Origin of the sequence: Acinetobacter bereziniae (assembly GCF_016576965.1) — a bacterium.
GTDB classification, from domain to species: Bacteria; Pseudomonadota; Gammaproteobacteria; order Pseudomonadales; family Moraxellaceae; genus Acinetobacter; species Acinetobacter bereziniae.
This window is the reverse complement of the sequence record NZ_CP066119.1, coordinates 3,412,374-3,425,586: the sequence shown is the minus strand read 5'-3', so window position 1 is coordinate 3,425,586 and position 13,213 is coordinate 3,412,374. Positions and strand designations below refer to the sequence as shown.

The window sequence follows — 13,213 nt, the reverse complement described above, 5'->3', positions numbered from 1 at the left end:
TGCTTTATCACCCATTTTTTTGTTTGTTGTATTTTCTATAGTAGTCACGAAATAATTTTTCAAAAATTTGCATGATTTCTCTTTTGATATCTGTTTTTTGATCTTCTGACAAAGAATTCCAGAATTTTAGAACAAACCTATAAAGCACGCTCAAAAGCCCAACTTTGAACATTTTAATTAACTCCTTTATTGACTAATTTTTAAGTTCTAAATAATACAGCATAAAGCCACTTAAAATTTATAAATTTATATTTTTTAGATATATGAGGTAAAAATGGAAGACAAAGAAATTGAGCTTCCGAAAGGGAGTGAGCCACTTAAAAACAAGCAATATGAATTGTTTTGTCATGAGTATTTGATTGATCTAAATATCACTAAAACAGCGATACGAGCGAAGTTTAGTGAGAGGTCAGCTCGTCAGCATGGATGGGTTGTATTTAGTCGACCTGAGGTGCAGGAAAGAATTGATTTCTTGAAGTCAGAGAGAGCAAAACAATTAAAAATTGAGCAAATTGATGTTTTATCTCGGCTTTGGGCAATAGGTACAGCAGATCCACGTGAATTGGTAAAACATAAGCTCGTCAATTGCCGTTTTTGTTGGGGTGAAGATCATCAATACCAATGGCGTGATGAGGCGGAATTTGAAAACGCTTTGCAACGAACATTAGCAGAAGAAAAAGAAATCCAAAAAGAAGATCCTGATTATAGGGCTAATTATCCTACCGATATTGGTGGGTATGGATTTCGCAGAACCAAAGCGCCTCATCCAGAATGCCCATCATGTGATGGGGAGGGAAAAGGCTATATACACATTGAGGATACTTCAACTTTAAGCGAATCAGCTCAATTATTGTATGCAGGTGCCAAGCAAACCAAAGAAGGCGTTGAAGTCAAAATGCATGATCAAATGGCAGCTTTGAAGTTGGTAGGTCAGCATATTGGGATGTTTAACGAGAAAGTGAAGCATGAGCATACTGGTGCTGATGGTGGTCCAATTGATTTAAGCATAAGGGTGGTATTTGAAAATGATGGAGAAGAAAGTACCCCTTAAGTTCAAGCCCCTTTATACGCACTTAATCAATAACAAATTATTTTATGTCTTTCATGGTGGACGTGGTGGTGGTAAATCTTGGGAAATTGCGGATTTCTTACTGATTGAGGGCGCAAGCAAAAAGCACCGTATTCTTTGCTGTCGTGAGATTCAGAAATCAATCAAGCAATCAGTTCACCAACTCTTATCAGATCGTATTGAAGCGTTAGGGCTGGGTAGATTTTACCTGGTGCTTGATACAGAGATTCGCGGTGTAAACGGTACAGAGTTCTTTTTCTCAGGTCTGCAAAATCACACTGTAGATTCAATAAAATCGTTTGAGGGTGCAACAATCACATGGATTGAAGAAGCTCAAACGGTATCTGCTTATTCATTGTCGATTTTGATTCCTACTGTAGTTCGTACAGAGAACTGTATGATTATTATGAGTATGAATCCAAAGTTGCCAAGTGATGCGGTGTATGCAGATTATGTATTGCCTGAGCGTGATGACACAATCGTTGTACAGATTAATTATCATGAGAATAAAAACTGTCCACCTGAATTGGTTGCTTTGGCAGAACAAATGAAAGCCACAGATTATGATAATTACGAGCATATCTACTTAGGGAAACCCAAAGAGATTGCAGACGGTGCGATTTATAAAGCCGAATTTGAGCAAATCAAACGTGAAAATCGAATCTGCAAAGTACCGCATGACCCCAATTTACCTGTTTATACCTCTTGGGATTTGGGGATTTTAGACCCTACAGCAATTTGGTTTTTTCAGATCTATGGTAAAGAGGTTCGAGTCATTGATTACTACGAAGCGAATAATGAACCACTTGCACATTATGCTCGAATCTTAGACGTGAAAAAACAACAGGTTGGCTATAACTACAGTAAACATTTTGCACCACATGATATCGCTGCGCGTGATTTATCGAGTGGCGTTAGTCGTGAGCAAACGATGGCTAAGTTAGGCTATCGTATGACCAAGGGTGCAAGACTCAATGTAGAAGATCGAATTGAGGCAACACGCCAATTCTTAAAAAATTGTTGGTTTGATGCCGAGAAATGTAAATACGGTATTCGAGCATTGCAAAACTATAGACGTGAATTTAACGATAAGTTGGAACAATTCAAGGCTACTCCTGTCCATGATTGGGCATCTCATGGTTCGGATGCGTTTGGCGAAGGTGCTTTGAATATCAATAAAATGCAAATGCCAACGAGTAAAAAATCTCCACCTCCACCACTTGCAACAAGGACAACATTGTCATGACAGAAGAGAAGAAACAAGGCACTGACATTCTTGAGCGTGTGCGTAAAATGTGTGATGAGGCTGAGGACTACTGGCACGAAATTTATGAAATGGGTAAAGAAGATCGTCAGTTTGTCACGGTTGATAAAGCTCAGTGGAGCGAAAAAGACCGTAAAGAGCGTGAGAAAGATGGCATTCCTACACTCACATTTAATGTGCTTAGAACGTATTGCAAACAGCAAATCAACTCAGCACGTTTAAATCGTCAGCAAATCAAAGCTGAACCTGTCGATGATATTGCAGACCCAGCAATAGCAAAAATCTTTAACGGTTTGTTGCGTGATACTGAAATTACAAGCGGTGCTGATAATGCCTATGATGCAGGGGTGGAAGGTGTAGTTTATGGCGGTATGGGATTCGTCCGTATTCATGTTGATTATGTTTCTCCTGATAGCTTTCAGCAAGAGCCAAAAATCCTCACAATTCACAACCCTGAATCTGTTTTTTTAGATCCAATGAGCAAAGAGCTAGACGGCTCAGACGCTCGTTATGTCGTGATTAAAACGTGGTTGCCGAGAGCTGACATTATCGACCAATACGGTGAAGATGCAGCAAGCGATTTTGATGATACAACTCAAAATAGTGAATGGCTCAATCATGATGATAAAACGGTTTGTGTTGCTGAAATGTTTGAGATTCAGCGCAAAGCAAAAACATTGTATTTGTTGGCAGATAATACAACCACATACGACAAACCAGACGATGCGTCTCTAATTGTTAAAGAGCGTGAAAGCTACGAAGAAAAATGCTGGTGGTACAAGCTTACAGGCACAAAGGTTTTAGAAGATCGTGAATTCATTGTGCCAATGTTGCCGATTATTCCCGTATATGGCGATGTGACTTGGGATGGTGAGAAGCGTTATGTGTATTCGATGGTGCATTTTGCTCGAGATCCTCAAAAGCTCTATAACTTTTGGAAATCGTCAGAAGCTCAACAGATTATAGAAGGTTTGAGAAAGCAATATTTGATTTCTGTTGAGGCTTCTCGTGACTTAACAGAGTGGTCTAATCCTAACAACTATCAGGTATTGCGCTATAACCACATTAACGACCAAGATCAACCTGTTGCACCACCGCAACAATTACCTTCATTAACTGCACTTAATGGCATTTTAAATGCAGCAGATGGAGCGAAGCAAAGCATTGAGCAAATTCTCAATATGCAACCTGCTGCAATGGGGAGCGATGAAAGAGGGCTTTCAGGTAAAGCTATTGGCATGTTGCAACAGCGCGCCGATGTAAGCCATTTTCACATCACTGATAACTTGAACAAATCGCTTGCTCAGGTTGGACGTGTGTTAATTGGTATTTATCAAAAAGCTTATTCAGTGCAGATGGTAAAACGCATCACTGGCGAAGATAACAAGACTGAGCGTGTGCAAATCAATGCGCCTGCACCTCAAGGGCAGCAAGATGGTGTGATAGATGGCATTTTGAATAACTTAACCGTAGGTCGTTATGATATTCGTATGTCGACAGGTCCAAGCTTTATCAGTCAACGTCAAGAGAATAAGCAAGCACTTACTGAGTTGCTTCAGTTTGTTCCGCAGATCGGTCAAGTCGCACCTGACTTATTACTCAAAGCATTTGATGATGGCAATATGCTTGAAGATATTGTTGAGCGCATCAAAAAATCTCTTAATCCTGCTTTAACGCAAGACGGTGAAGATCCACAGCTACAAGCTGTCATGCAACAGTATCAACAGCAAATGCAACAGCTTCAACAAGCATTACAGCAAGCTCAAGCACAAGTTGAGGATAAGAATGCAGAGCGTCAAGCCAAGTTTGAGATTGAGCGCCTCAAAGCTGAAACAACACTTGCAGTTGCTCAACTCAATAATGTCGCTAAGGCTGAGTTGGAAGAGTTGAAAGGTGCGATCAATATGATTTTGCAACACATGCAACCGCCTCAAGAATGGCTTGAGACTGATATGCAGAATCAACCACCACCAGAACAACAGATGTATCAAGAACCGCCTCAAGAGGGCGGTTTTTTAATGCCTGAAGATCAACAAATGCTTGAACAGCAAATGATTGATCCACAGGGACAGCAACAAAATTTCGTACCCGATGACGGTCAGATTGGGATTGATACGCAAAACATGGCTGTAGATGAACAAAACCCCGAACTTGGCGGCTTCCAAGGCATAAGTGAGCAGTAAAATGGAAAATACAGAGCAATCAACAGAAACCACCGAACAAACCACACCACCAGTTGAAACAGAGCAATCTGAACAGACTCAAGGTGATGGCGGTGAAACTGAGTTAACAGAAGAACAGCAAGCCGAAGCTGCCCAAAAAGCAGAAAAGGATAAAGCTGAGCAAGAGCAAAGTGCAATTAATAAACGTTTTGCGAAGCTGACTTGGGAGAAAAACGAAGCAATTCGAAAAGCTCAGGAGTTAGAGCAAAAATACGCGGCTCAAGAACAAAAGGCATTAGCAGAACCGCAGTTGCATGAATTTGATTCAATTGATGATTACGCAAAAGCTTTCGCAAAATATCAGGAAGATAAAGCCAATCAAAAATATCAAAGTCAATTTGAGCAACAGCGTAATGAGCAAATGCGACAAGCTCAAGCATTAAAGCTTGATGCTGCTGAAGCTGAATTTCAGAAATCACATACTGATTATGCGCAAGTTGTTGGCAATCTGGTCAATATCAGTGGTGGGCAATTACCTGAACAATTGGGCGCTGCGGTGCTTGAATTGGGAGATGATGCGCCTGCTGTGCTTTATGAAATCGGCAAAGACCCTGTTGATTTTGTTGATTTACTCGGTATGTCACCAACACATCAATTGCTGAAGCTTGGTGAAATCCGTGCCTCACTCAAAAATAATCCTAAAACTCCAAAAATTCCGAACAACCCCGACCCCGTAAACCCCTCAAAAGGAAGCGCAAACTTGAAGAAAGATCCATTTAAAGGATCTGACAATGACTTTTTGCGAACTCGTGGTTTAATCAAGTAAGGTAAATAAATATGTCAGACAATAAAATTTTAACGCACTCTATGATCGCTAAAGAAGCTGCTGCAATGCTTCTTGAGAAGTCTGTTTTCGTACGTGCAGTTAGCCGTGATCGTGAACAAGATGTTCGTAAGGAAGTAGACGGCTATAAAAAAGGTGGGAAAGTTACAATCCGTATTCCTCCTGTACCTGTCGTAACTGAAGGTAATGTTCTGAATGAAGATGATCAGAATATTAATGCTCAAGAGCAGGACGTTGTTCTAACAGTTGATACACATAAACACGTTGGTTTGAACTTCGGTGTATATGAACGTGAGCTTCACTTAGCAGACTATAAAGAACGTTTTTTGAAACCTGCAGTTAATTCTTTAGCATCCGTTGTAGACGCTGATATTCTTAAAAAAGCGATCATTACAGTGAACAACTTCACTTTGTATGGGGCAAATGAAAAACATCCACTTGCACCATTTGGTCGTATTCGTTCAGCAATGAATCGTGCATTATCACCAGACTCAGATCGTAAAGTAATTACCTCAAGCGATTTGCAAAATGACATTGTTGATAGTAGCGGAACCCTTTTTAATCCTAATCCTGAAATTTCAAAACAGTACAAAGAGGGATATGTAGGTCGCGCTCGTGGTTTTGATTTCTTTGAGTCTGAGCATATTTGGTCATTAACCAATGGTAAAACGACAGGCATTACAACTAATGCCGCTGCTCAAACAGGTGGTACGCTGGCTGTCAAAGGTTTGGCAAATGGAGATGTAATTGAAGCAGGTCAGGTTTTTGTTATTCCTGGTGTATATATGCTTCATCCTTTAACACGTCAAAAAACATCGCATTTAATGCAGTTTGTTGTACTCGAGAAAGTAAATGCAGGTGGTGCAACAGCGACTTTGAAAATTTATCCTGAAATTATTCCGGATCTAGACCAAAACGCTAAACGAAATGCAAATGCAACTGTAGACAAGTCTCCTGTTGATTCAGCTGTATTAGAGTTTATTGGTGATGAAGGTGATTTGATTGAACAAGCATTAGCTTTTGATCCTCATGCTTTTGCTGCTGCATTCGTGCCAATTGGTGTGATTCCAAGTGCGGATGGCTATATGTTTAAGTCCGATGCATTTGCCCTAACGATTCAAACCGGGGGCGATATTAAAACGCTTAACACTGATACACGTCTTGATGTTCTTTATGGATTTACAACAATCCGAGGCAATCATGCAGGTCGTGTAGGTATGAAACGCTAATTTATTTCATGACAACACATGCCCCTTTTTAGGGGCGTTGTCATTTTGAGGGAAAGAAAAATGAATTACCCACGAATGCTTTATATAGGTTCTGTGAAGTCTTACAAATATGAAATCGCACAAAACCAAAATCATGAATCTGAATTACGTGAGTTGGGCTATGTTGATTTTGCGGATTTAGAAATTGAACAAGTACAAATCTCCGGTGAGATGCCTAACAGTGCATCAAGCGAAGATTTTGAAAAAGCTTTTGTACCCATTGAACAATTTGATGCAATCAGCAAAGAACTTGTTCATAAAGGATTACAACTCGATGAGTTTCAGAACAATGTAGAGGCTATGAAGGCTCGTATTGCAGAAATACAAGGCGACACAACACCTATTGGTACTGTAAGTGAATCACCTGATTACAATTCGCTAACAACCCCACAACTTCAAAAAATTCTTGATGATAAAGGCATTGCATATTTAAAGCGTGACAATAAAGAGACTTTGCTTGCTTTATTGACTCAACCAGTTAAAGCGGAAGAATAACCATGAAAGTTCGTGATTTAGTCCATGCCTCAGCGCGTGTAATCGGCATTGTAGCGTCAGGCGAAAATATGACAGATGCCGAGTTAAGTGATGCAGTCTCATCATTAAATATGCTACTGGGGCAGTGGTCTACATCACGAGACTATGTGTTTTCAACTCAAGACATTGAGATCAATCTTAACGGCAATTCGTTGCATCAAGTCGAAGCAAAATTGATTTCAGATGATGCCAAGCTCAATGGCGAAGAAATCAAAATTTATCGTGATATTGCCCTAAACAAGCCTAAAAATTGCATTGAATATTTCAAAATGCCCAATGGTTATGCATTGCGTATTCCAGCAAAAATCACAGGGATATTGATTATTCAATCTTTGATTAGTCCGCCGTTTCCGCTTAAAGCAACTGATGATGTAATGATACCTAATGAGTATTTTCGTGCGATCAAATACGCTTTGGCAATTGAGCTTGCACCTGAATATCAACTGCCAATTACGCAAGATGTGCAACAACAGTATCAGCAAGCAATGCGCATCATGCATCGAGCGCAATCTACACCTACACCTGTAAAACCCGATCCAGTATTGATGGGAATAAGCAGGGGGAGACATTGGGATTATCATGATTAAACTGCCTTTGGTCGGACCTGCATACAAAATGCAAGCTCAAAGCATGAGCTGTCAGAATTGCATTAATTGGTATCCGCAAACGATTGAATATACAAACGGTTCAAGAGTTGCAGCATTGATGCCTACACCAGGATTAAAAAAGATTTTTCAGGGTGTAACGTCTGCTGTGCGTGGTTTGCATGTGTTATCCAATGGCGCTTTGCTTGTGGTCATCGGCAATAAGCTCTATCACAGCAAAGCCAATAAATTTGATTTGGTTGAAGTCGGCTCAATCAGTGCGCTTGGTACTGTGCGCTTTGCAGATAATGGGCGTGTTGCGCTGATTGTGAATGGTACTTATACATATTCGCTTGATCTTAAAAAACTAATCCTCACACGTTTGTCAGGTTCAGCAATTCCACGCTCAACACACGTGGTCTTTTTGGATGGGCGTTTTGTTTTCAATAAAGCGAATACAGGACAGTTTCATTGGTCTGATTTGTATAGTACAAATGTCAATGCTTTGTCTTATGCAACAGCAGAATCTACACCTGACAACGTGACCGCTATCATCAAATTCAACTCTTCTGAATTATGGTTGTTCGGCTCTCAAAGTGTTGAGCGCTATTACGGAACAGGCTCGTCAAATGCACCATTTTCAAGACTTTCAGGCGGTGCAATGTCATTTGGTTGTCTTGCCCCTGACAGTATCGTTTCGCTGTCTACTGGTGTGATTTGGCTTGGTGTAAGTGAGTTCGGCGGTAGTCAAATTGTGATGAGCGCAGGCGGTATTCCTGAACGAATCTCAACACATGCGCTTGAAGAAGAAATCGCATCTTTTAGCAAGACTACTGATGCGATGGCTTATGCGTATCAGATGGAAGGACACGTTTTTTATGTGATTTCTTTCCCATCGGCAAATGTCACATTCTGTTTTGATGTATCAACAGGTCTTTGGCATCAACGTTCATTTGCTAATGCTCAAGGACTCCATGAGCGTCATCGTTCTCAACATCACGCTTACTTTAACAACATTCATATTGTTGGAGATTATCGCAACGGCAAGCTTTATCAGTTAGATAACAATATCTTTACTGATGACGGTGAATTGATTTTGCGTGAAAGAACTGCACAAGCCGTCATCACAGATCAAAAGTTGACTCGCTTTAATCAGCTACAGATTATTTGTGAAACTGGGTTTTATGGTGAAGTTAAGAAAGAAGATCCTGTTAATCCTGAACCCATAGGATGTGAAGGCGCTATAAGTGAAGTGACATTCGGGGAGTTTACAGCATATGGCTTATTCAAATATTATGTGAATGGCATAGAGATTTTAGAATCTTACAAACCTTTCTTTGATGAACTTGCTCGACCAGTCAAGCAAATCTTAAAAGAAGATTTTAATATTGAAATGATAGGGTTAACCGATCAACTTAAACCAAGTATTGATCCCTCTTACAATGATGTTTCAAATGTTACTTTTATCAATAAAACAAATAAATATGTAAAAATCACGCTCGAACAAATTGACGCAAATGTAATTAATAGAAGATATGAACCAGATAATCCAACTTTGATGTTTATTGGAGGTGGAGCAGTTTTTTGCTTATCACCTCAAGGATAATTTATGGAACCACTTTTACAACTGAATTGGTCAGACGATAACGGTCATACATGGTCTGATACTCGCTTGATTCCTTTGGGGAAAAAGGGTGAGTATCGTAAACGTGTAATTGCTCGTCGGCTTGGCTCTGGTCGAGATCGAGTCTTTCGGCTTCGATGTTCCGAACCAGTCAAGATTGTAATTATTGAGGGGATACTCGAATGACACAAGGTATCCCCTCAAGAGATATACTCGTAGATAAAAATGGCCAGATGACAACAATCTGGCTTATTTTTTTTCAGCATTTGTATTCTGTCTATTCTGACTCAAGTCAAAATAATGCCGATACACTTGCTCAGATTAAAGAAATTGCTAATCAAGCAATTGAGATGGCTCGACAAGCAAAAAATGATAATGAAGCACAGCAAAAGGAAATTGATGCTTTATATGATCAAATCACAAATGCTTCAAATAATTTTGCAACCTCTCAAGATATTCAAACAGTCAATAAGCGTGTAGAGCGGACTGAATACGATATTCAGCAATTACAACTTGCTTTAGACAAGTTGAAAAAAACGTTTGAAGATGCTCAAAAAGAATCAAAAGATAAATTTACTGATCTACAAGAACAAATCAACAATTTAGCAAGATCCAGTTTTGTTGAAGCCCCATTTGATGACAAGACCTATGGACGAAAAAATCTTGAATGGGTCGAAATTGTGGCAGTGAAATTATCATTTCCATTTTTTATGAGTGATGGAACAGCTCAAAACATTCCTCTGACAAGCGATTTTCAACTTCCATTTTTCTTGTCTGATGGCACTCAGCAAAACATTCAGATGGTGACCTTATGACAATTCCTTTAAAGCACAGAACGGATGGATTAGGTGAGTTTGAGCCTGATGATGTTGTTCCCATTGAGCACGGTGGAACAGGTGCAACCACAGCAGAACAAGCACGGCAGAACTTAGGGATTAGTGGTGGCGGTGGTGATTCTTGGAATTGGGTAAGCATCAATGAGATTGGTACGTTAGTAAATGCTGATAATAATCTCGTATATGCTGAAGAATATTTTATTGATGGTGTAGGTGGCATTCAATTCTGTATCAAAGACAATATTTTATGGGTTAAAGCACTGTTTAGGATGAAAATAAGTATCAGTGGTACAGGATGGCAAATATTTACTATTACTGACCCTAATTATTTTCCAAAACTAGGTCCAAGAAATTCAACTGTGATAAGACCAGCAGGACATCAACTAGATATAGGCAACATTCTGAATCAATTCGTATATTACGTCGATAAAATTGATTCTGGTTTTATGATTCACTCAGCACAATCATTAAATGCACCAGGTATTTATAGCATTTTGCCAACAGCAATTGGATTCATTTAAGGAGTCAATTATGGGCTTACTCAGTTCTCTCACTGGCTCAGGTGCAGCCAAAGCAGCAAAACAAGCAGCATCACTACAAGCTAATGCAGCGAATCAAGCAGGCGGTTTGCTATCAGGTGCATACAACAATGCTGGTAAAACACAATCAGATGCAGCACTTAAAGGCTCAGGGATTTTGAGCCAAGGCTACCTTGATTCAAATAGCAATTTGCAACAGGGTTATGATACTGCAAACGCAACTCTAAACAGTGGTTTGGCAAATGCAGGTGCATATCAAAACCCTTATTTAAACCTTGGCACACAAGCAACAGGACTATTATCAAAGGGTTTAGCCGATGGCAGTTTAACTCGTGGCTTTGGCGCATCCGATTTCAATGCCGATCCAGGTTATGCTTTTCGCAAACAGCAAGGCATGGATGGTATTCAATCAAGTGCTGCTGCAAGTGGTGGTCTACTTAGTGGCGCAACGCTCAAGGCTTTGAATAACTACAACAGTGATTTAGCAAGCCAAGAGTATCAAAACGCCTATAACCGATACTCTAACGATCAAGCGAATGCATTTAACCGCCTTGCCACAACAGCAGGCATGGGGCAAAGTGCAGCAAACAATATGAGCAATATGACGTATAACAATGCGTCAAATGTAGCGAATAATCAGACTTCACTTTCTCAACTCATCTCACAAGGCTTGCTTGGTTCTGCTCAAGCAAATGCAAGCGGTGTACTTGGTTCGGCTGATGCTTTGGCTAATGCAGGGGTCAATAGTGCAACAGCTCAGGCAAATGGGTTATTAGGCGCAGCGAATGCCAATGCAAGCGGCATCGTAGGCGCAGCGAATGCACGGAGCCAAGGTTTAGGTAATTTATTGAATCTTGCAGGCGGTGCGGCAGGTGCGTTTATGGGAAGTCCAACAGGGAATGCCTTAATGTCTAAGTGGCTGAATCTACCTGTGGCTGCAACCCCAACCAAAACAAGTTAAGGAGAATTGAAATGTCACTTATTCCTTTGGATACTCGAGTTGCCTTGATGGCTCAGGCACCAGAAATTGATTTTAATAAGGTGATTGGGAACTCTCTTGATACTTACAACACAGTTAAAGGCATTGGGCAACAAGGCATCTTATCTCGCTTACTTGCTCAAAATACTGGTTCTGATGGTCAAGTCAATTTAGCCGGTGCATTACAATCTGCTCAAACAAATCCTAATCAAGCGTATCAATCAGGCATGGTTAATACTTTGTCTGGTTTGATTCAGCAACAAAATGCAGCCAAATTAAAGGCTCAACAGGAGGCAGAGAAGCAGAGAATTGATAATGCTAAGACTATTGCGGAAACAAGGGATAAAGAGTTAGGGAATACTCAAAAAGGACAAACTTTACTTTCTAATTTGATTGCTACATCAACAGATGCGACAGATGCAGCGAAAAAGTTAGAGATTTTAGGTTCTCAATATGGTTTGCCGCCTGAAACTATTAAAGCGACAAAAGCACAATTAACCGGTTTAGCTGCTAACAATCAAGGTGGTCCAGATGCTTTTGAGAATATGCGGAAAAGCTATGGATTGTTTGGAACTCCTGATCCTATCAAGTATATGCAACCTGAAGCAAACACCATTGCAAACAATGAAGCGAGTATTGAAACAACTCGTATGAATAATGAAACAAGCATCAAAACAACAGGCATGAATAATGATGCGAGTAAGTATACTGCCGACTCAACAGCCAAAACTGCTGCTAATAAATTGGAGCAGGATAAGATTCTGGCTGAGCAGGAACTTGCTTACAAAGAGGGTCAAATTGAAACAATGCAGGGTGAAGACGGTATTACTTATGCATATTATAAATCGGGTCCTAATGCAGGTAAGATTGAGCCTTTTCTCTTAAGTAACAACCAACCATTTAAGCAAAAACCAAAAGGAGCAGAAACACAGATTCAAAAAACTGAACGTATTGAAAAAGCTCTTGGATATGAAGATGCTGCTAAGAGTGCAGCAACTGCTTCGACTTTGGCAGCGAAATTAGCTAATGATCTTAAAGGACTTAATAGCACTGCAGGAGGCTATGGAATTGCTGCGAAAATACCAGGTTCACCTCAAAAGAAATTTGCATCACAAATTGAAACTTTGCAATCACAAGTATTTTTAAACCAGATTGCTAAGATGAGAGGTTTGGGAGCATTAACCGATGCAGAAGGTCAACGTCTTGCAACATCTATAGCCAATCTAGATATAAATCTAGACCCAAAAACCTTACAATCCAACTTGAGTGAGATTGCAAAAATTATGTCTGGGGCGGCAGTAAAAGCAAGTAAATTAGCTAAGCTCCATGCAAATCCAAATGGTGTGCAACAACCCCAAAGTCAACAAAATGCAGGATCAAACCAATCTATGTCTACATCGATGACAGAGGTAAGACAAGCTGCGCAACAAATGGGAATAAGCGTGCAAGATGCAGTAAATATGTTTAAAGCTCAAGGTGTCAACATTCAGTAGAAGGTTGATTGTTTTAT

The 13,213-nt window shown here is 40.0% G+C and carries 13 protein-coding genes; all 13 read left to right on the top strand.

What is annotated here, in order from left to right; translation table 11 throughout:
• Positions 1–274: 274 nt before the first annotated feature.
• The 13 genes from I9192_RS15980 to I9192_RS15920 are packed head-to-tail and all read left to right on the top strand — an operon-like array spanning position 275 to position 13,196.
• Positions 275–1,051: a terminase small subunit gene (locus tag I9192_RS15980; RefSeq protein WP_199953635.1), complete on the top strand. Its 777-nt coding sequence runs from the start codon at positions 275–277 to the stop codon at positions 1,049–1,051.
• Positions 1,026–2,315, top strand: a complete 1,290-nt coding sequence (locus I9192_RS15975; RefSeq protein WP_199953636.1) for a PBSX family phage terminase large subunit — start codon at positions 1,026–1,028, stop codon at positions 2,313–2,315. Before I9192_RS15980 ends, I9192_RS15975 begins: the two co-directional genes overlap by 26 nt.
• The gene (locus I9192_RS15970; RefSeq protein ID WP_200149921.1) at positions 2,312–4,516 is read left to right on the top strand and encodes a portal protein; all 2,205 of its coding nucleotides are present in this window, start codon (positions 2,312–2,314) and stop codon (positions 4,514–4,516) included. Before I9192_RS15975 ends, I9192_RS15970 begins: the two co-directional genes overlap by 4 nt.
• Before the next feature lies 1 nt (position 4,517).
• Positions 4,518–5,321 (top strand): hypothetical protein, encoded by an 804-nt coding sequence (locus tag I9192_RS15965; protein WP_200149920.1) that lies wholly within the window; start codon positions 4,518–4,520, stop codon positions 5,319–5,321.
• An 11-nt stretch (positions 5,322–5,332) separates the two neighbouring features.
• Positions 5,333–6,568: a P22 phage major capsid protein family protein gene (locus tag I9192_RS15960; RefSeq protein WP_200149919.1), complete on the top strand. Its 1,236-nt coding sequence runs from the start codon at positions 5,333–5,335 to the stop codon at positions 6,566–6,568.
• A 60-nt stretch (positions 6,569–6,628) separates the two neighbouring features.
• A complete protein-coding gene (locus I9192_RS15955) occupies positions 6,629–7,102 on the top strand; it encodes a hypothetical protein (RefSeq protein WP_200149918.1) in 474 nt (157 codons plus the stop codon).
• 2 nt (positions 7,103–7,104) lie between these two features.
• Positions 7,105–7,728: a hypothetical protein gene (locus tag I9192_RS15950; RefSeq protein ID WP_200149917.1), complete on the top strand. Its 624-nt coding sequence runs from the start codon at positions 7,105–7,107 to the stop codon at positions 7,726–7,728.
• Positions 7,721–9,331, top strand: coding sequence for a packaged DNA stabilization protein (locus I9192_RS15945; protein WP_200149916.1), 1,611 nt, complete (start codon positions 7,721–7,723; stop codon positions 9,329–9,331). The genes I9192_RS15950 and I9192_RS15945 overlap by 8 nt, the downstream gene beginning before the upstream one ends.
• A gap of 3 nt (positions 9,332–9,334) precedes the next feature.
• The gene (locus I9192_RS15940) at positions 9,335–9,535 is read left to right on the top strand and encodes a hypothetical protein (protein WP_151805895.1); all 201 of its coding nucleotides are present in this window, start codon (positions 9,335–9,337) and stop codon (positions 9,533–9,535) included.
• Complete coding sequence (locus I9192_RS15935) at positions 9,532–10,164, top strand: DUF3450 domain-containing protein (RefSeq protein WP_200149915.1); 633 nt, start codon at positions 9,532–9,534, stop codon at positions 10,162–10,164. The genes I9192_RS15940 and I9192_RS15935 overlap by 4 nt, the downstream gene beginning before the upstream one ends.
• Positions 10,161–10,706 carry a hypothetical protein gene (locus I9192_RS22385; RefSeq protein WP_227567174.1) on the top strand — a complete coding sequence of 182 codons (546 nt, stop codon included), beginning with the start codon at positions 10,161–10,163 and terminating at the stop codon, positions 10,704–10,706. The genes I9192_RS15935 and I9192_RS22385 overlap by 4 nt, the downstream gene beginning before the upstream one ends.
• Before the next feature lie 10 nt (positions 10,707–10,716).
• Positions 10,717–11,685, top strand: coding sequence for a hypothetical protein (locus I9192_RS15925; protein WP_200149914.1), 969 nt, complete (start codon positions 10,717–10,719; stop codon positions 11,683–11,685).
• 47 nt (positions 11,686–11,732) lie between these two features.
• On the top strand, positions 11,733–13,196 hold the full coding sequence (locus I9192_RS15920; RefSeq protein ID WP_200149913.1) for a hypothetical protein: 1,464 nt from the start codon (positions 11,733–11,735) through the stop codon (positions 13,194–13,196).
• Positions 13,197–13,213 lie beyond the last annotated feature (17 nt).